Source organism: Morganella sp. EGD-HP17, from assembly GCF_000512315.2.
GTDB classification, from domain to species: Bacteria; Pseudomonadota; Gammaproteobacteria; order Enterobacterales; family Enterobacteriaceae; genus Morganella; species Morganella morganii.
This window is the reverse complement of the sequence record NZ_AZRH01000008.1, coordinates 28,872-48,297: the sequence shown is the minus strand read 5'-3', so window position 1 is coordinate 48,297 and position 19,426 is coordinate 28,872. Positions and strand designations below refer to the sequence as shown.

17 protein-coding genes are annotated in these 19,426 nt (G+C 52.0%); 6 read left to right on the top strand and 11 right to left on the bottom strand.

What is annotated here, in order from left to right; genetic code table 11:
* Positions 1-73: 73 nt before the first annotated feature.
* A complete protein-coding gene (locus tag X965_RS10095; RefSeq protein WP_004236016.1) occupies positions 74-556 on the top strand; it encodes a hypothetical protein in 483 nt (160 codons plus the stop codon).
* Here X965_RS10095 and X965_RS10090 read toward each other — a convergent pair whose 3' ends face one another.
* Together X965_RS10090 and X965_RS10085 are read right to left on the bottom strand one after the other, a co-directional pair.
* Positions 557-1,585, bottom strand: a complete 1,029-nt coding sequence (locus X965_RS10090; RefSeq protein ID WP_036417963.1) for an AbrB family transcriptional regulator — start codon at positions 1,583-1,585, stop codon at positions 557-559.
* A gap of 149 nt (positions 1,586-1,734) precedes the next feature.
* Positions 1,735-2,385 (bottom strand): TetR/AcrR family transcriptional regulator, encoded by a 651-nt coding sequence (locus tag X965_RS10085; RefSeq protein ID WP_036417961.1) that lies wholly within the window; start codon positions 2,383-2,385, stop codon positions 1,735-1,737.
* A 219-nt stretch (positions 2,386-2,604) separates the two neighbouring features.
* On the opposite strand from X965_RS10085, the gene X965_RS10080 reads away from it, so the two are divergent.
* Positions 2,605-3,819 carry a Tm-1-like ATP-binding domain-containing protein gene (locus X965_RS10080; protein WP_036417959.1) on the top strand — a complete coding sequence of 405 codons (1,215 nt, stop codon included), beginning with the start codon at positions 2,605-2,607 and terminating at the stop codon, positions 3,817-3,819.
* An 11-nt stretch (positions 3,820-3,830) separates the two neighbouring features.
* Positions 3,831-4,658, top strand: coding sequence for a phosphoenolpyruvate hydrolase family protein (locus tag X965_RS10075; protein ID WP_024472758.1), 828 nt, complete (start codon positions 3,831-3,833; stop codon positions 4,656-4,658).
* A gap of 136 nt (positions 4,659-4,794) precedes the next feature.
* Here X965_RS10075 and mtr read toward each other — a convergent pair whose 3' ends face one another.
* The 4 genes from mtr to X965_RS10055 all read right to left on the bottom strand — a co-directional run bounded on the left by mtr (position 4,795) and on the right by X965_RS10055 (position 9,025).
* A complete protein-coding gene (mtr, locus tag X965_RS10070) occupies positions 4,795-6,039 on the bottom strand; it encodes a tryptophan permease (RefSeq protein WP_004236023.1) in 1,245 nt (414 codons plus the stop codon).
* Positions 6,040-6,120: 81 nt separating this feature from the next.
* The gene (gene tnaA / locus X965_RS10065; RefSeq protein WP_015422483.1) at positions 6,121-7,518 is read right to left on the bottom strand and encodes a tryptophanase; all 1,398 of its coding nucleotides are present in this window, start codon (positions 7,516-7,518) and stop codon (positions 6,121-6,123) included.
* Positions 7,519-7,652: 134 nt separating this feature from the next.
* Complete coding sequence (gene tnaC, locus X965_RS19550; RefSeq protein ID WP_015422482.1) at positions 7,653-7,751, bottom strand: tryptophanase leader peptide; 99 nt, start codon at positions 7,749-7,751, stop codon at positions 7,653-7,655.
* Positions 7,752-8,131: 380 nt separating this feature from the next.
* Complete coding sequence (locus X965_RS10055) at positions 8,132-9,025, bottom strand: diaminopimelate dehydrogenase (RefSeq protein WP_032097802.1); 894 nt, start codon at positions 9,023-9,025, stop codon at positions 8,132-8,134.
* A gap of 199 nt (positions 9,026-9,224) precedes the next feature.
* On the opposite strand from X965_RS10055, the gene X965_RS10050 reads away from it, so the two are divergent.
* Positions 9,225-10,571, top strand: a complete 1,347-nt coding sequence (locus X965_RS10050; RefSeq protein WP_004236027.1) for an MATE family efflux transporter — start codon at positions 9,225-9,227, stop codon at positions 10,569-10,571.
* Between the two features lie 422 nt (positions 10,572-10,993).
* Positions 10,994-12,301 carry a serine dehydratase subunit alpha family protein gene (locus X965_RS10045; protein ID WP_032097801.1) on the top strand — a complete coding sequence of 436 codons (1,308 nt, stop codon included), beginning with the start codon at positions 10,994-10,996 and terminating at the stop codon, positions 12,299-12,301.
* Between the two features lie 112 nt (positions 12,302-12,413).
* Here X965_RS10045 and yjiA read toward each other — a convergent pair whose 3' ends face one another.
* Together yjiA and X965_RS10035 are read right to left on the bottom strand one after the other, a co-directional pair.
* Positions 12,414-13,373, bottom strand: a complete 960-nt coding sequence (gene yjiA, locus X965_RS10040; RefSeq protein ID WP_015422481.1) for a GTPase — start codon at positions 13,371-13,373, stop codon at positions 12,414-12,416.
* Positions 13,374-13,512: 139 nt separating this feature from the next.
* Positions 13,513-15,663 carry a carbon starvation CstA family protein gene (locus tag X965_RS10035; RefSeq protein ID WP_004236032.1) on the bottom strand — a complete coding sequence of 717 codons (2,151 nt, stop codon included), beginning with the start codon at positions 15,661-15,663 and terminating at the stop codon, positions 13,513-13,515.
* A 343-nt stretch (positions 15,664-16,006) separates the two neighbouring features.
* Between X965_RS10035 and X965_RS10030 the strand changes: the two genes are divergently transcribed.
* Entirely contained in the window at positions 16,007-16,522 is a 516-nt protein-coding gene (locus X965_RS10030; RefSeq protein WP_004236033.1) for a DUF3592 domain-containing protein, read from the top strand.
* Here the strand turns inward: X965_RS10030 and X965_RS10025 are convergent.
* The 3 genes from X965_RS10025 to rarD form a co-directional block, all read right to left on the bottom strand.
* Positions 16,517-17,038, bottom strand: a complete 522-nt coding sequence (locus tag X965_RS10025) for a hypothetical protein (protein WP_015422480.1) — start codon at positions 17,036-17,038, stop codon at positions 16,517-16,519. The genes X965_RS10030 and X965_RS10025 overlap by 6 nt on opposite strands.
* Positions 17,039-17,119: 81 nt before the next feature.
* Positions 17,120-18,298 carry a formate-dependent phosphoribosylglycinamide formyltransferase gene (gene purT / locus X965_RS10020; RefSeq protein ID WP_036418041.1) on the bottom strand — a complete coding sequence of 393 codons (1,179 nt, stop codon included), beginning with the start codon at positions 18,296-18,298 and terminating at the stop codon, positions 17,120-17,122.
* Between the two features lie 101 nt (positions 18,299-18,399).
* A complete protein-coding gene (gene rarD, locus X965_RS10015) occupies positions 18,400-19,308 on the bottom strand; it encodes an EamA family transporter RarD (RefSeq protein WP_036413900.1) in 909 nt (302 codons plus the stop codon).
* Positions 19,309-19,426 lie beyond the last annotated feature (118 nt).

Sequence of the window (19,426 nt, the reverse complement as noted above, 5' to 3'; positions counted from 1 at the left end):
CACAGTTTTTGTTGTGATCTTTTTTTATACTGGCAAACTTATTTTTTGCATGAATATCAGGGAAGAAACCATAATGCGCCTGTCTCATTCATTTCTCAGGGGAACCGTTGTACTGCTGCTGTGCGGGATGTTAAGCGGCTGCGGGGTGTTTTATGGTGCCATGTGCGGCGGTATGGCTATATTTACGCCGTCAGAATCGGTGACCAAAATCCCGGCACCGGATGCGGTGACCGGTCAGCCGTATGAGCAAACGATTGAAATCACCCGGCACGCAGGAATGATCCCGTTTTATGTCAGTGAGAAACCGGACTGGATGACGGTCACACTGATGTCAAAAAATGAGGCCGGGGAATGGATACCGCTTATCACCGGTGAGGAGTGGCAGACACGGGTGATGAAAGCCGATCAGCGCCCGCTGATCGCTGCCCGTTTGCAGGGAACACCGGCGGAGCGCGGGAAAGTCAGGGTAAATATCAAAGGAATGTCTTACCGCAACATGTGCGGAAACTCAGACCCGGTCTATTCTGTGCGGCTGACAGTGAAAAAAGCGGAGTAATTACTTACTCCTCCGTTCCTGAATATACAGCACCACTGACGGCACGCTCTGAATAATCAGCATGCGGAGAATATGGTTAAGCATGACAAAACCCGCATCTATCCCCATCGCAATTGCGGCGAATGTCATGGCTTCCATGCTGCCGGGCGCCCAGGAGAGCAGCAGCATCGGGAAGGAAAAACCGGTCAGGTGAGACGCCCCGAATGCAATCAGTGCAGTCAGCACAATATTGATCAGCACCACCTGAGCGGACGTCACCATATTGCGCAGCAGTGATCTCAGCGGAAACAGAACAAAATAGCTCCCGATATACATGCCGATCAGCGTCATACTGATATCATTCAGCAGCAGCGGGAAAACAATGTAAGTACTCACCATGCTCTGCACCGCAATCGCCGTGCCCAGTGATGTCAGCATAAACGGTGCCGGGACATTGATTTTTTCCAGCGCTTTGCCGGACAGATACCCGCACACCACAATCACCAGCAGCCACAGCACGGACACCAGACTCTGCGGCGGAATATCCGCAGGCGGCGGGACAGGATGATCACTCCCGACCACCACCCCCGCCAGCATAATCAGAATAATCAGGCGGATAGTATGAGAAATCACTACCTTCTGCGGCGGTGTACCGGTGTGATCCATCAGCGCCAGAATTGCCGCCATTGCCCCCGGCACCGCTCCCAGCAGAGATTCCTGAACTGACCACCCCACCCGTTTGCGGAACCAGAGAAAACTGACGGTAAACTGCACCGCCAGACACGACACCATGATGAGCATAATCAGCAGAAGATGATCAAACTGACTGAGATCGACACGGGTAAACATCAGCCCGACGGATGTTCCGAGCACCATCTGAACAAAGGTTAATGTTCCCTTAGGAATAGTGAGCGAAACATTGAAACGGTGCGCAATAATAATCAGAATGATGGGGCCGAACATCAGCGCCATCGGCACGTTCAGGTATGCCAGCAATAATCCGGCCGCAAAACAGGCCGAAATCCCTGCTGCAGTTTTGATAATATTCATATTGTTATAATGTCAGCCGGTTGCCGGAACAGAAAATCAGTCTATCACCGGAATCAATTAATTACAGGGGATATAATTATGCGCGTAACTTTCTCACCGTCAGAGGCGGAAATCAGTGTGGTGCACGGAAGATAAGAGAACAGCCGTGATTACGGCTGCTCATCCTGTTGTGCCCGGCTGTCCGCCATGGCCTGATTCAGAATCGCTTTTGCCATCCACTGGGTAATATCGATGACTTCACCGTCATTCATCTTCCAGATATCTTTCATCACCAGGAACACTTCCGAACCGTACACCAGCGAGAATGCACGGATCACTTTATCCAGTGTTTCCTGATCCACATGCGCCTTCAGCGGCTCGGTGACATTAGCCAGAATCGCCTTGCGGTGCCCTCTGACCAGTTTTTTCTCATCATTAGTCTGGGATTTGGCCGAAGCCGAGCGATCCTGCGCCCACTGCTGCAACGACACATACAATGCCGCACGCAGTGCACCTTCGTGGCGGAACATCTGCGGATAAGCGAAAGCCAGCAATTGCTCCATCCGGTCGCGGGTTTCCGGGCTGTCGGAGCGCCAGGTCAGAATCGGGCCGAGGCTCGCATCCACGGTGGCGGCGATCAAATCACTTTGTGTCGGAAAATAGCGGTAAGCCGTTGCCCGTGATACACCAGCTTCCGCTGCCAGCTCAGAGACTGACGGTATCGCGCCCTGTTCAAACAGTGCCAGCGCGGTATTAACCAGCAGATTAAATGTCCGCTTACGCGTGCCGGAGTAAGGTGCCCCATCATCAGTACAGGCCATAACTGATTTTCCTTTAACGAATTTCTGTGAATTTTGCGCGGCTATCTTACACAACATCCCCGCAGGCAACACCCTTATGGTGTTTTTTTTATCAAAAAACTGATTTAAAGATAGACAAATTGAGATGCATGTCTCAAAATCAGCCAAACAAAATGATACTACAGTCTCATTCTGGTTATGATGCGTTATCAGACATCCGATATCCCTTTGAGGTTAACCATGAACAGCAATAAAGGCGCTGTCTATATCGCCACAACGCTCGATACCAAAAGTGATGAGATTTTTTATGTCAGTGAGCTGATCCAGCGCACCGGCCTGGCTGTAAAGACTGTGGATTTAACCACAAAACCCGGTCAGCTGACCCGGGAAGCGGATGTCTGCGCCCGCGACGTCGCCGCCTGTCACCCTGACGGCGAAAGCGCGGTTTTCTGCGGCGACCGCGGCCGTGCTATCGCGGCAATGGCTGTTGCCTTTGAACGTTTCCTTGCAAAACAAAATGATATTGCAGCACTTCTCGGTTTGGGCGGATCCGGTGGAACGGCACTGATTACACCAGCAATGCAATCCCTGCCTGTCGGCATCCCTAAACTCATGGTTTCCACCATGGCCTCCGGTGATATTTCCGGCTATATCGGCGCAAGCGATATTGCCATGCTCTACTCTGTCACTGATGTCTCCGGCCTGAACCGAATTTCACGTAAAGTTCTCCGTAATGCGGCTAATCAGATTGCCGGGGCGGTTTATTTCTGTCAGGAAGAGCAGGTTACTGATAAACCCGCCATTGCCCTGACTATGTTCGGCGTCACCACACCGTGTATCCAGCAAATCAGCAAAGAACTGGAAGCGGATTACGATTGTCTGGTCTTTCATGCGACCGGCAGCGGCGGTAAAGCGATGGAAAAACTGGCGGATGACCATCTGTTCGACAGTATCCTTGACCTGACCACCACGGAAGTGTGTGACTATCTTTTCGGCGGCGTTCTGGCCTGTGATGAAGACCGTTTCGGCGCCATTGCCCGTTCGCAGACGCCGTATATCGGCTCCTGCGGCGCACTGGATATGGTCAATTTCGGCCGCCCGTCCACCGTACCGGAAAAATACGCCGATCGTCAGTTCTATCACCACAACGCCCAGGTCACCCTGATGCGTACCACCCCGGAAGAAAATGCACAGATGGGGCGCTGGATTGCGGAAAAACTCAACCAGTGTCACGGCGATGTCATTTTTATCATTCCGGAAGGCGGTTTCTCCGCCCTGGATGCTGAAAGTATGCCTTTCTGGTCGCCGGATGCAGACCGCGCCTTTATTGAGGCGTTCGAAACTCATTATAAACAAACAGAAAAACGTATTTTACGCAAATGCCCGTATCACATTAATGACCCGGAATTTACCCGTTTTGTCATTGATCAACACCAGCAATTACGGGCGAAATAAGGAGACACAAGATGCCACTTTCCCGTGACGCATTACTGAAAAAATTCAATGACATGATTTCACGCGGCGAGCCGATTATCGGCGGCGGTGCCGGTACCGGTCTGTCAGCAAAATGTGAGGAAGCCGGCGGTATCGATCTCATCGTTATCTATAACTCCGGCCGTTACCGCATGGCAGGACGCGGCTCACTGGCCGGTCTGCTGGCTTACGGTAATGCCAACGAAATCGTCATGGATATGGCAAAAGAAGTGCTGCCGGTCGTGAAACATACGCCGGTTCTGGCGGGTGTCAACGGCACGGATCCGTTCTGTCAGTTTGATAAATTCCTGGACGATATCAAAGCCACCGGGTTTTCCGGCGTGCAGAACTTCCCGACAGTCGGCCTGATCGACGGTAAATTCCGCGCCAATCTGGAAGAAACCGGCATGGGTTATGCGCTGGAAGTGGAGATGATCCGCAAGGCACATGAAAAAGATCTGCTGACCACACCGTATGTCTTCAGTCGTGAAGATGCCATTGCCATGACCGAAGCCGGTGCGGATATTCTTGTGCCGCATATGGGTCTGACCACCGGCGGTAATATCGGGGCGGAAACCGCCACCACGCTGGATGACTGTGTTGAGATGATCAATGACTGGGCGAAAGCGGCCAAAGCTGTCCGTCCGGATATTATTGTATTGTGTCACGGCGGCCCTATCGCGACCCCGGAAGATGCACAATACATTTTAGATCGCTGCCCGGACTGCCACGGTTTTTACGGTGCCAGTTCCATGGAGCGTTTACCGACAGAAGTGGCATTAAAAGCCACCACAGAAGCGTTTAAAAATATAACAAGATAATTAAATTATTTATTTTTTAAGTCAACACCGGGTGCCTGCAATATATATTGCAGGCATTTTTTATATCAAAAATCCGCCCTCATGAGTCAGCGGACAGGATCATTAATCTCAACAATCCTGCCGCTTACGTAATGGCTTACCGGTAAACCGGCAACAGGCTGAAACTCGACAAAATATGTACCACCGCGTTCAGTACCCCGAAGCCCAGGATCAGCCAGATCATGGGCTCACCGCCCCAGACCCGGAACTGCGGGCTGCCGAAGCGTTTACGGGATGCACGGGCCAGCAGTGCCGGGACAATAGCCGCCCAGACCGTCGCCGCCAGACCGGCAAAACCGATGGCGTAAATAAAACCGTTCGGATAGATCAATCCGCCCAGCATCGGCGGGATAAAGGTGACCCCGGCGGTTTTCAGGCGGCCAATTTTGCTGTCATCAAATTTGAACAGATCCGCCAGATAATCAAACAGCCCCAGCGTCACCCCGAGGAACGAACTGGCCACCGCAAAGTTCGAGAACACAATCAGCAGCAGCTCCAGTCCCCGGCTGTGCAGTACACCACTCAGCGCCTGAACCAGCACATCAATATTACCGCCCTTCTCCGCAATCGGAATAAAGTCCGGACGCGGAATATTCCCCATCGTGCCGAGCATCCAGATGATATAGAGCACCAGCGCCATCAGTGTGCCGATTGTCAGACAGCGGCGGATCTTACCGGGCTCTTTGCCGTAATATTTCATCAGGCTCGGCACATTACCGTGGAACCCGAAAGAGGCCAGGCAAAACGGCAGGGTAAACAACACATAAGGCAGATAAGAAGCATCCGGCTGTGCCACGTTCAGTAATACCGCCGGTTTCACATTCCACAGCAGACCGCCGAATGTCATAAAGAATGTCAGGATTTTGGCACCGAGCACAATCGTCGTCATCCGGCTGACCGCTTTGGTGCTCAGCCAGACAATAAAGGCAACCGCCAGGGCAAACAGAAATCCGCCCAGGCGCGCCGGAAGCGTGATCCCCGCCTGTGCAAAGGTGTGGCTCAGCACCGATCCGCTGGCGGAAATATAGGCATAAGTCAGAATATACAGGACGAACGCAATGGTCAGGCCGTTAATAATATTCCAGCCGTTTCCCAGCAAATCGCGGGTGATCGTGTCGAAACTGGAACCAATCCGGTAATTCAGGTTGGCTTCGAGGATCATTAATCCCGAGTGCAGCATACAAAACCAGGTGAATACCAGTGCTGCAATCGACCAGAAAAACCATGCACCGGACATTACCACCGGCAGGGAAAACATCCCCGCACCAATGATAGTTCCGCCGATAATCATTGCTCCGCCGAATACGGACGGCGAAACAGAGGACGCAGGAACAGTAGCCATAAGAGTACCTCTGGTGGCTTAGTATTACCATTATGTTTGAAATCAGGAGGATGCAGCGCATCCTCCTGTAAGACGACAGGGTTACATGACAGGCTTCAGACGGGCGACAAAGTGACGCAGAACCGGTGGTTCATAGGTGAATGTCAGCCCTTTGATATCCGCCGCTTTCTCTTTCAGCCGGATAAAGGCATCCGCGATATAATCCATATGGTCATTGGTATAGACACGGCGCGGAATTGTCAGGCGCAGCAGCTCCATCGGTGACGGCTTCTGAATACCGGTTTCCGGGTCACGCCCCAGCAGCAGTGAGCCGATTTCCACCCCGCGGATGCCGGATTCCAGGAACAGCTCATTATTGAGGGCATGTGCCGGGAACTGATCGCCCGGGATATGCGGCAGCATTTTCTTCGCATCGACAAAGACCGCGTGGCCGCCGACCGGATACTGGATCGGGATCCCTGCTTCGCGCAGGCGCTCACCCAGATATTCCACCTGGGTGATACGGTAGCGGAGATAATCCTCATCCATCCCCTCTTCCAGCCCGATAGCCAGCGCCTCCATATCACGTCCGGCGAGACCACCGTAGGTGACAAAGCCTTCCATCGGCACACAGCGGGTGCGCACTTCGTTAAACAGATCTTCGTCATCACGGAAACAGCACAGACCACCGATATTCACCAGTGAGTCCTTTTTCGCCGACATTGTCAGCATATCGCCGTATTTATACATCTCTTTGACGATCTCTTTCACCGACTTATCCGCATAGCCTTTTTCGCGCTGTTTGATAAACCAGGCGTTTTCACAGAAACGGGCGGAATCAATCACCACCGGAATATCATGCTTTTTGGCAATGTCATACACGGCTTTCATATTTGCCAGTGATATCGGCTGACCACCGGAGCTGTTACAGGTCACGGTGGTGACAATTGCGGCCACATTTTTTGCGCCGTGCTCTGCGATTGCCGCATTGAGCAGATCTAAATCGAAATCCCCTTTCCAGTCATAATAGGTTGTTGTATCAAAGGCTTTCGGTGTGACCACATTGATCGCTTTCGCGCCGTTTAACTCCACATGGGCGGCAGTGGTATCAAAGTGGAAGTTGGAGATAAAGACCGGTTTATCCGCCCCGGCTTTGCGGCGGCGGGCAATCAGTGACGGGAACAGAATTTGCTCGGCACCGCGTCCCTGGTGTGTCGGGATAGTGAACGGGTAGCCAATCAGTTTTTTCACCTGATCACAGAGATGATAATAGTTACGGGAACCGGCATACGCCTCATCCCCCATCATCAGCCCGGCCCACTGGCGGTCACTCATGGCACCGGTACCGGAATCGGTCAGCAGGTCAATAAAGACCACATCGCCCGGTAATAAAAACGGGTTATATCCGGCTTCTTTCAGGGCAACTTCCCGCTCATTACGGGTGGTCATACGGATATTTTCAACCATTTTAATACGGAACGGTTCTGGAATACGTTTCATTATTTTATTCTCCGGTTTCGGGCTGCCGGATATATTTATCCGCTGCATTTTTCTGAAAAGAAAATACAGGAATGCAGCCACGTTATATCAGCGTGTTTTTAATTAGTTTTCGTGGTAAATACGCAAACGGAGAATCACTCAGGGAAGAAGTTGGAAATGCGGTGATCAATATTAAACCATGCCTGCACAAAGCAGACACCGGCAAGACGACTTGGGATGGATAAGAAATTCATACACAAAGCCCTCTGGGTGGATAAGTAATGCACAAAATTACATTGAATAATCCTTTTGTCTATGATGAACATCTCAATTATTATACTTTGATATATTAAATAATCATGATGATTTCATAAAAAAATCAAAATACATTAAGCACAGCTAATCAATTGCTTCGGTAATTAATTACGCGTTCTTTTTTTATCTTCAGCCGGCACGGAGAAAAATAAGAATAACATCAGAAAGCGTCCGGTTTGTTTACCCTTTTTTGTATTCACAGAAAAAATAAACAACAATAACATTACGTATATAACAGTTAATTTAATTATCGGTTTTGCAGGCAATAAAAAAGAGGTTCTCACCTCTTTTTTATTGCTGTTTTGTGACTGAAATATCACTACACCAGTTTGCTGATCCAGCTGTTGATATCCCCGGCCAGGAAGTTTACCGGCGGGATTTCGATCACACTGTATGCGCCCGGCTGCTGACGGCAGGTCGCCCGCGCCGCAGACACCATAAACTGGGAGGTCAGTGCCGGGTTATTGATGCGCATGCTGTATTCAAACAACTGGTTATGGGTTTTACCCGACACGCCTTTGTGCGTCATGGAAACACCGTGTCCCACATCTTTCAGGGCATCCACGCTGTCCACCTGACGGACGTGCGTCTCATCAGAGGCAAAATAGCTGTCGGCTTTCAGCGCGGCGGTCACGGTATCAATATCATGCCCCGGCTCCAGCTCAACATAGACCATGCGGCGGTGAACACCGGTACCCAGCGGGATTGTCATGGAAAGTGCATCCTTCACACCGGGAATCGCTTTGGCGGCAACACTGTGCCCCATGCTCATCCCCGGCCCGAAGTTGGTGTACGTCAGCCCTTTCGGCGCCATTGCCTGCATCAGCGTGCGGATAATGGAATCCGAACCCGGATCCCAGCCTGCGGAGATGATTGCCGTACACTCACCGGCGCGGGCAATCGGGTCAAGGTGCTCTTTCAGCGCGACAATTTCACTGTGAACATCAAAACTGTCCACGGTATTAATTCCCAGTGCGAGGATCTCTGAAGCAACCGCACGGATGGCACGGGTCGGCGAGCACAGCAGTGCCACATCCACCTTGCCCAGTTCACGGATATCCGCCACCACCGGATACACGGAATCTGTATCAGCAGCAGACGGGTTGCGGCGCACAATCCCTGCAATCTCAAAATCAGCGGCAGCTTCCAGCGCCTCAATCGCATACTGTCCGATATTGCCGTAACCAACGACGGCGGCTCGTATTTTTTTCACGGAATTCTCTCTGTCATCATTGATTAGTCTGATAAGGAAATCATACTTATTTATGAAAGGAAACATTGATTTCTTAATTAGTTATGAAAAAAATGTTTTATTTTTCACCTTTCGCTATTCTCAGTAATATTATCCTGGTAGAATCCGGCTCCCTGTATCCGTCCCGGAACAAAAATCACACTCTTTACAGAAGGTCGTCATGCATCAGTCTGATGTGACAGAGCGCGGGCTCTTTTCCTTAAGCTGGCCGATTTTTATCGACCTGTTATTACACTTTTCCACCTTCCTGATTAATACCTGGATGGTCAGCCATGTGTCGTCAAAATATCTGGCGGCAATGGCGGTCGGCAACCAGGCGTTTGACCTGTTTATCACTATTTTCAACTTCATCAGTGTCGGGTGCAGTGTGGTGATCGCCCAGTATATCGGAGCGGGCAGACGGGATAAGGCCAGTCAGGCTATTCATATTTCCATCGCGTTTAACCTGCTGCTGGGATTATTGTCCGCCGGGTTTACCATTATTTTCGGCTATAAAATTCTGGAACTGATGAATACGCCGGAACATCTGATGGAAGATGCCTTTAATTATCTGCATATTCTGGGGATCTGTTTAATTCCGGAAGCAGTGACCATCATCCTGGCAGCCTGTCTGCGGGTTTACGGCAGAGCCAAACCGGCGATGTATGTCACGCTGATCGCCAACGTGGTGACTGTCGTCGGTAACTGTATTGTGCTGTACGGTCTGTTCGGGCTGCCGCAGTACGGGCTGGTCGGTGTCGCCTGGTCCACGGTGGCCGGACGTCTGATCGCGGTGGCGCTGCTGTGCGGCCTGCTCTTTTACGGCCTGCGGATTAAATTCGTGCCGCGCATGCTGTTTCACTGGTCCAGAAATATGCTGAAGCAGATCCTGCATGTCGGTCTGCCGTCTGCCGGGGAAAACCTGGTCTGGATGCTGCATTATATGGTCGCTATCGCCTTTATCGGGCTGATGGGCGAGACCGCACTGGCGGCGCAGACCATCTACTTCCAGCTATCACTGTTTATTATGCTGTTCGGGATAACCATCAGTATCGGGAATGAGATTCTGGTCGGGCATCTGGTCGGGGCAAAACGTTTTGAGGATGCCTATCAGCGCGGCATGAAAAGCCTGAAAACCGGCTTTTTCAGCACCATCCCGATTGTCTTTCTGTTCTGGCTGTTCCGCGACCACCTCGCTTACGGGCTGAGTGATGACCAGGCGGTGATAAAACTGCTGCTGCCGCTGTTCCTGCTGTCAGTCTTCCTCGAGCCGGGCCGGACCCTGAATATTGTGATGGTGAACGCCCTGCGTGCCGCCGGTGACGCCCGCTTCCCGCTCTGTACCGCCCTGTTCTTTATGTGGTGTGTGGCACTGCCGGTCGGCTATGTGCTGGGGATCAAACTGGAAATGGGAATACTGGGGATCTGGATTGGTTTTCTGTGTGATGAGTGGCTGCGCGGGCTCGTCAATACCTGGCGCTGGCGCTCGAAAAAATGGCAGTCAAAACGGCTGGATATTGAGGGCTGATCCTCCGGCAGAATTCCTGCTGCGGCTGCGCAGCGGGAATTATCTGGCAAACCAGCTGATAACACCACAACCATGCAGATAAGAGAAAAAATACAGAGTTATGCTCTGACAAACAGCTATTAACGCAGTTTTTCGTGACTGCTGTCACGGGGCCTCATCACACTTTTTTATTTATGCATAACATAATGCATACAAATCATATTCGATACTTTATTTAAATCAAATAGTTAGATAAGTATTTTTATCTCTTTTCACCACCGGACGATTTATTGCTTTTTTCCCCCCTATCCGCCCTATTTTTTATTTCCGGGAGAAAGTTTTTCTCCGGATTCTGCAAATACCCCTGAATTGTGAAAGGATTTTTCTGCTTCCCTTTCGGTACACTGAGCCGCATAACGGATTCGCGTATTTAAGGCTGAAAAATGGCAACACATCACACCCCTGCTCAATGGAACAATTTTGTCGCGGCACTGCGTCAGTCAGTCAAACCGGCGACAGGCTGCACCGAGCCGATTTCTCTGGCACTGGCCGCCGCAAAAGCAGCGGCCTGCCTCAGCGCTGCACCGACTCAAATCCGCTGCTATGTTTCCCCGAACCTGATGAAAAACGGCCTCGGCGTGACCGTTCCGGGAACAGGCATGACCGGCCTGCCGGTCGCTGCGGCACTCGGCGCTATCGGCGGACAGCCGGATGCCGGTCTGAATGTCCTGTGCGGGGTGACTGCGGACGATATCGCCGCCGGGAAAGCCTTTCTCGCCTCCGGCGCGGTGTCTGTGGAAATCAAAGAACCGTGCAGCCACGTGCTTTACTCTGAAGCCACCGTATACAGCGGCGACGATCAGGCCACCGTCACTATCTGCGGCGATCATACCCATGTAACGGAAATCAGCCATAACGGCACGATTATTTATCAGGATGATGCGATCACGCATCAGGGCGGCAGCGATAATCCGTTCGCGGATGCCTGCGCCCGTGATATTTATGATTTCGCCACTCAGGCACCGGTTTCGATGATCAATTTTATGCGTCAGGCCGCTGATCTGAATGATGCCCTGGCCCGCGAAGGCATGTCCAACCCGTACGGGTTACAAATCGGCCGTTCGCTGGAGAAACAGCGTGAGCGCGGATTGCTGTCAAAAGATCTGCTGTCCGACATTATGATCCGCACCTCGTCAGCCTCGGATGCCCGTATGGGCGGCGCGCAGCTGCCTGCCATGAGCAACTCCGGTTCCGGTAACCAGGGGATCGCCGCTACCCAGCCGGTGGTGGTGGTCGCGGAATATTTACAGGCGGATGAAGAGCAGCTTATCCGTGCCCTGACATTGTCCCACCTGATGGCGATTTATATTCACAGCCAGTTCCCGCCGCTTTCGGCGCTGTGTGCAGCCACGACCGCCTCAATGGGGGCCGCAGCCGGTATCGCATGGTTATTTGAAGGGAAATATGAGCCGGTGGCGATGGCTATCAGCAGCATGATCGGGGATATCACCGGTATTATCTGTGACGGTGCTTCCAACAGCTGCGCGATGAAAGTCTCCAGTGGTGTCAGCGCAGCCTATAAAGCGGTGCTGATGGCGATGAATCAGCAGTGTGTCAGCGGTAACGACGGCATCGTCTGTACCGATGTGGATAAATCCATTGCTAACCTCTGTGCGCTGGCCAGCCTGTCTATGCAGCACACCGACGTGCAGATTATTGAAATCATGGCAAACAAGGCAAAATCAGCCTGATTTTTCCGGGTTTGGCTTTTTAAGGAAGCCCCCTTTCCTTTACCGGCCGCACCGGCCGGTTTTTTCATGCTTTATTTTTACAACGACCTGAGCGGGTGAATATCCGCTGTTATCATGCCGTCAGCGTGGCAAACGCATTGCGGATTTCCTGCTCCGGCAGTTGCATGCCGATAAAAATCAGCACACTCTGTTTTACATCATCCTCACGCCATTCGCGGTCAAAATCTGCACTGTAAAGACGCTGAACGCCCTGGAATAACAGGCGGCGCGGCTCATCTTTAATCCAGAGTAACCCTTTGTAACGCAGCATATTATCAGCATAGCTGAGCAACAACGTTTCCATGGCGCGGGAAATGGCGCTGATTTCCACCGGTTTATCCATGGTGATCACCAGAGACTGAATGTCATTCTGCTGTTTCGGCGCAAAGCGGAACAGCGGTTTGCTGATTTCCACATTGTCATCCAGCATAAAACCGCCGACATTAAACAGCAGGTTCATGTCGATATCACCGTTAATCACCTTATACACCGGCGCTTTGGCATTAATCCGCTGCAAACGGGCAAGCAGCGCCTCATTATCCGGCTCGACGTCCGTTTTGGTCAGCAGAATGCGATCCGCGTAGCCAATCTGTGCCTGGGCGATAGTGAACTGATCCAGTTGCTGCTGTGCATGCACTGCATCCACCAGCGTGATAATGCCGTCCAGCACATAGCGTTCACACAGTTTTTCATTGGAGAAGAAGGTCTGTGTAATCGGGCCGGGATCAGCCATACCAGTGCATTCAATCACCAGGCGGTCAAAATCGATTTTGCCGCTGTCCAGGTTTTCACACAGGTCGAGCAGCGCATCTTCCAGCTCACTCGAGCGGCTGCAGCAGATACACCCGTTGCTCAGGGTTTTTATCTGCGTGGCGCGGTCACCGATAATTTCATCATCGATAGGCACCTCGCCGAATTCATTTTCAATCACAGCAATTTTCTGCCCGTGCTCCTCGTGGAGAATATGGCGCAGCAGTGTGGTTTTACCGGCACCCAGGAAACCGGTCAGGATAGTCACGGAGATAGGTTGCATAATCGGGTCCTTCTTACAGACAGACAGCGGAACAAAGGCTGTCAGAGTAACAAATAACTCGGATAATAAAAAATATCCCCCGTACAATGTGACTGACATCATACGGGGGATGAGACTTCAGCGTTACTGCATGCTGTTATCAGTGTGAGGAGGAGACTTTAATTCCCTCTTCCGGAACCGGGATATACGGAGTTTCGTTATCAGTACGTTCCGGGTTTTTGCTCGCTTTCATCGCTGTACGGATGCCGTAGAAGATGATGCTGTACACAACAACCAGGAAGATAATGCTCAGACCGGCGTTGGTGTAGTTGTTCACCACGATGTGCTGCATATTGGCGACCTGCTCAGGCGTTAACGCGACACCTTCAGCAATACGGCGTTTGTACTCATTCGCCAGCCAGAAGAAGCCTTCCAGTTGCGGGTTGTCACTGAACAGTTTCAGACCCAGCGCCCATGTGGTACAAATCAGCAGCCATACCGCAGGAATAGTGGTTACCCAGATATATTTGCTGCGCTTCATCTTAATCAGAACGACGGTGGACAGAACCAGGGCAACAGCCGCCAGCATCTGGTTGGAGATACCGAACAGCGGCCACAGGCTCTTAACGCCGCCCAGCGGATCGACCACGCCCTGATACAGCAGATAACCCCACAGACCCACGCAACCGGCAGTACCGATCACCCCGGCAATGAAGGAGTCAGTTTTCTTCAGGAACGGAACGAAGTTACCCAGCAGATCCTGGAGCATAAAGCGGCCGGAACGGGTACCCGCATCCAGTGCAGTCAGGATAAACAGTGCTTCAAACAGGATCCCGAAGTGGTACCAGAAGCCCATATCCGCTGCAGGAATGATTTTGTGGAACACATGCGCGATACCTACCGCCAGTGTCGGTGCACCACCCGCACGGTTCAGAACAGACGGCTCACCGATATCTTTGGCGGTCTGTAAAATCTCTTCCGGCGAAATCACAAAGCCCCAGGAACTGACCGTCGCGGCCGCCTGAGCGGTCACATCTTTCAACTGTGCCATGATCATCGGTGCATCTGCGGTACCGAGGTTATGCAGATCCGGCATGGTGATACCCAGCGCCGCAGGCGGGGTGTTCATCGCAAAATAGAGACCCGGTTCGATAATGGAGGCTGCAACCAGCGCCATAATCGCCACAAAGGATTCCATCAGCATAGCGCCGTAACCGATATAACGGGCATCGGTTTCACAGGCCAGCAGTTTCGGTGTGGTACCGGAAGCAATCAGGGCGTGGAAGCCGGAAACCGCACCACAGGCAATAGTAATAAACAGGAACGGGAACAGAGCACCTTTCCAGACCGGACCGGTTCCGTCAACGAACTGTGTCATTGCCGGCATTTTCAGATCCGGGTTGAGGATAACGATACCCACAGCCAGACCGACGATAACACCGATTTTCAGGAAGGTTGCCAGATAGTCACGCGGAGCCAGAATCAGCCACACCGGCAGCAGAGCGGAAACAAACGCATAGCCGATCAGGGCATAAGTGATAGTGGTATCTTTAAAGGTCAGCGCAGGGCCCCAGTACGGGTCGTGTGCAATCACACCACCGAACCAGATAGCCGCCACCAGCAGCACAATACCGATGACAGACACTTCACCGACACGTCCCGGCCGGAGATAGCGCATGTAGATCCCCATAAACAGGGCAATCGGCACAGTGGATACGACGGTGAACACACCCCACGGACTTTCTGCCAGCGCTTTCACCACAATCAGTGCCAGCACGGCGAGGATGATGATCATAATCAGGAAGCAGCCGAAGAGCGCGATAGTGCCCGGCACGGTTCCCATCTCTTCTTTAACAATCTCACCCAGAGATGCACCATTACGGCGCGAGGAGATAAACAGCACCATAAAGTCCTGTACCGCCCCCGCCAGCACCACACCGGCCAGCAGCCAGAGTGTGCCCGGCAGATACCCCATCTGCGCGGCAAGTACCGGTCCGACTAACGGACCCGCACCGGCGATCGCGGCAAAGTGGTGGCCGAACAGAACGTTACGGTTAGTCGGAACATAGTTCAGACCATCATTATTAATCACCGCCGGTGTTGACCGGGTCGGATCCAGTTTCATAACCTTTGTTGCGATATACAGGCTGTAGTAGCGGTACGCCACCAGATAGACTGATACCGATGCAACAATGATCCATAATGCACTGACATGCTCGCCGCGGCGTAATGCGACAACGCCGAGACAGAAAGCACCTATAATCCCCAGGATAAACCAGGGAATGTGCTTAAATAAGCGATTAGAGTTCATAACGCACCTTAAATGTGACTGTGATAATCAAAATGATCCGTATCCGTACGGAAAAAGTGTTTCAGCCGAATAAAATAGAAACTTCCTGCAAGTGTGTTTTATGATAGAAAAATCAAGGCGGGAAACGGGGATTATCCCGTAAGCGGTTGTATAGCAGATTAAGCGGTCACTTTTTACAGCCGGGCGGTTTTATCCGCCTCCCGGGACGGTAAAATTTGTGATCGGGTTAACGTTATGTTTTTTAAATTTTTTCGTGCTTTTTGTTAATTTTTTATGAAAGCGTGCTTTTATCCGCTTTTCTCCGTGATTTATGACCTGAAACCGACAGAAGACAGTAACCGATATGACTAAAAAACCCGGCACACCTCCCGGCAACTTCCGTGCTTATGCTGATAAGCAGACACAACGCAATATGCTGTTTCAGCGGGTTCTCCGCCTGCTGACCTTCAGTGTGGTTTTCCTCGCCGGATTTATGATTTATCAGACCTGGCAGACACAACAGAATGATGTCTATGCTGACGGGCAGATAACCGGTTATCTGCGGACAGAAATGCGCGATACCCGTTCGGGACAGCAACTGGTCGGCTGGCCGGTGGTGAAATTCGTGACAGCGGATAATAAAATCGTGACCTTTACCTCAACAGATCAGTTGCTGTGCCAGTCACAGTGTGAAAACGGTCCGGTGGGTGTTTATTATCAGAAGGATAATCCGGGCAAAGCACAGATAGCGGACTTCGGTGCCCGCTATGGTGAAATGATTGTCTGGGGAGTGGTCGCCTTTATTCTGCTGGTGACCTATATTCTGCACAGCTGGCGCCTGCGGATTCTGGCCCGCCGCCGTTACGGTGCAGCATCATAAACGGCTGTCCGGCGGTGGTGTCCGGCCGAATCCGGTGATAAGGCCGTAAGGTGAAATACGGAACCAGTGACCGCCGGTCCACCAGGAGTGCTCGCCGTCGGTTTCCTCTTCACACCCCACGCCAACCTCGGCGGTACCGCTGACAAAGCCGTACGTGCAGTCATAAATGGCGGGGATCACCACCCGCCCGGTGACGCTGTCCGCATAACCGATTTTATTGCCGGAGCGGATACGGTAACGCCCGTCTTCCGGTTCGTCCGGCGCACTGTCGAAATAGTACGGCTGATACGGTTCCTGCAGATTACGGTCAACGAAATGGCTGCCGAAGGTATCTTTATCCCGGTACAGACAGAGCTCAAAGGGATTATCCGGCCTGAAGCAGTTATCCGCCACTGACGGTTCATCCGCGCGGGCCCGCACCCATTCACGGGCTTTTTCTGCCTGCACATCCGTACCGGCAAATGCGGTCAGCGGCAGCAACATTACAAATACGATTCCCGGTATTCTGCATCTCATCGGTTATTCCTCTGCCTGACCACGGTCTGTGATGCCTTCCTCTTTATATATACGGGAAGGCCATCACAGATATTACCCCGGTCAGCCGGTGACGACTACTGATGCCGCCGCCTGTTTTGCAGTATTTACCGCCTCCTGAACAGAAGGTGCCAGCGCCAGGGCAACGCCCATGCGCCGGGAGCCGTCAATCTCCGGTTTGGCAAACAGACGCAACTGCACAGTCCCGGTCAGGGCGTGCTCCAGCCCGCTGTAACGAACATCATCGCTGCGCAGTGACGGCAGGATCACCGCTGAGGCAGCCGGACGGTACTGAACTATCTCTCCGGCCGGTAATCCGAGAAACGCCCGCACATGCAGGGCAAATTCAGAGATATTCTGTGAAATCAGTGTGACCAGCCCGGTATCGTGAGGACGCGGAGAAACTTCATTAAAAATAATATCCTCACCACGGACAAACAGCTCAACACCGAACAGACCATAGCCGCCCAGCCCGTTAACGATAGTCTCCGCCACCTGTTGTGCCCGTGCCAGAACAGCATCCGGCATGGCCTGCGGCTGCCAGGATTCACGGTAATCCCCGCGCTCCTGACGGTGCCCGACCGGTGCACAAAAATGCACACCATCTGCCGCACGGACAGTCAGCAGGGTGATTTCATAATCGAAATCAATCATCCGCTCGACAATCACCCGCCCTTTTCCGGCGCGTCCTGCTTCCTGAGAGGCCAGCCAGGCATCGTGCAATGTGCTTTCATCGCGGATAATGCTCTGCCCTTTACCCGATGAACTCATCACCGGCTTGATAATGCAGGGAAATCCAATCTCACCGGCGGCACGGATAAAAGACGCCTCATCATCCGCAAAACGGTATTCTGATGTCATCAGCCTCAGCTCTTCTGCGGCCAGGCGGCGGATCCCTTCGCGGTTCATGGTCAGTTTTACCGCATTGGCACAGGGCACGACATGAAAACCCTCCTGCTCCAAACGGTATAATGTATCTGTCGCAATCGCTTCAATTTCCGGCACAATATGGTCAGGCTGTTCTTTCCGGATCACAGCTTCCAGCTCCGCGCCGTCCAGCATGTTGATCACATAGCGGCGGTGTGCGATATGCATGGCCGGCGCGTTGTCATAACGATCAACAGCAATCACTTCAATACCGAGCCGCTGGCACTCAATCGCCACTTCTTTGCCTAATTCACCTGCGCCCAGCAGCATCACTTTTGTGGCACCCGGGCGTAATGCCGTACCTAATGTTGTCATCACTGTCACCTGTTCAGAAATACCGGAAAATTTGCGCGCCATTATATACGCAATCGTTTGCTTTAGTCACGAAATAAGCAAATCACCGGCTGTCACAGCGCTCAGCGGGGTTTTATACCCAGACCGGCTTTTGCTGTATTTTTCCAGTGATGGCGGATAAGAGACAGGATACAGAACAACAATCCCAGCCAGATCAATGAGAAACTGACGCCTTTGACAGAATCAAAATGCTCATTAAAGAGGAACACCGCCAGCAGGAACTGAATGGTCGGTTCGAGATACTGTGCCAGACCGATGGTGGTCAGTGTGGTGGAACGCACTGCAGCCGTGAAGAACAGCAGCGGCAGCAGCGTAACAGGCGCGGTCAGTATAAAACAGATGCGGGTAAAGGTATCTGCGGTGCTGAATGTGCCCGCTCCGCTGTTTTCAAGCCAGAAATACAACACAATAGCCACCGGCAGCAGCCAGAGACTCTCAATCAGCAGTGAAGTCGTCAGGTCATAACGGATAAATTTGCGGATAAAGCCGTACAGTGCAAACGCAGAGCCCATCATCAGCGCCAGTTTCGGCAGGCTGCCGTACTGATAAAGCTGATAACCCACCCCGGCACAGACGAAAATCAGCGCGGTTTTTTCTGCCGGTTTCAGGCGTTCATGCAGGAAGATGACACCCAGTAAAATAGAAAACAAGGGGGTGATGAAATATCCCATGCTGGCTTCCAGCACCAAATCATGGGTCATTGAATAGGTAAAGGTGCACCAGGATATTGCCATCACACTGGTACTGAGCAGACAAAGCAGCAGCGAGCGTTTATCAGCCCATACCGCTTTTACCCGGGTACGGTTTTTTAAAAAGAAACGGACAAATAATAACAGCGGAATTGACCAGAGGACGCGCTGGGATAATAACTCCAGCGGCTGCACCCCCGGCAGCAGGCGGTAAAAAAGCGGTGTGATCCCCCAGAGAAAATAAGAAAAAATCGCCAGCATCGCGCCGGATCGTAAAAACATGGTTCAGCCAATCCTGTTTATCATTATGTTATGACTATCATACCCCCCTGCATTAAAAATCCCATGCGCCTGCTCAATTTATTTCCCGTCACCGGTCTCTCCCGTATACATCATATTA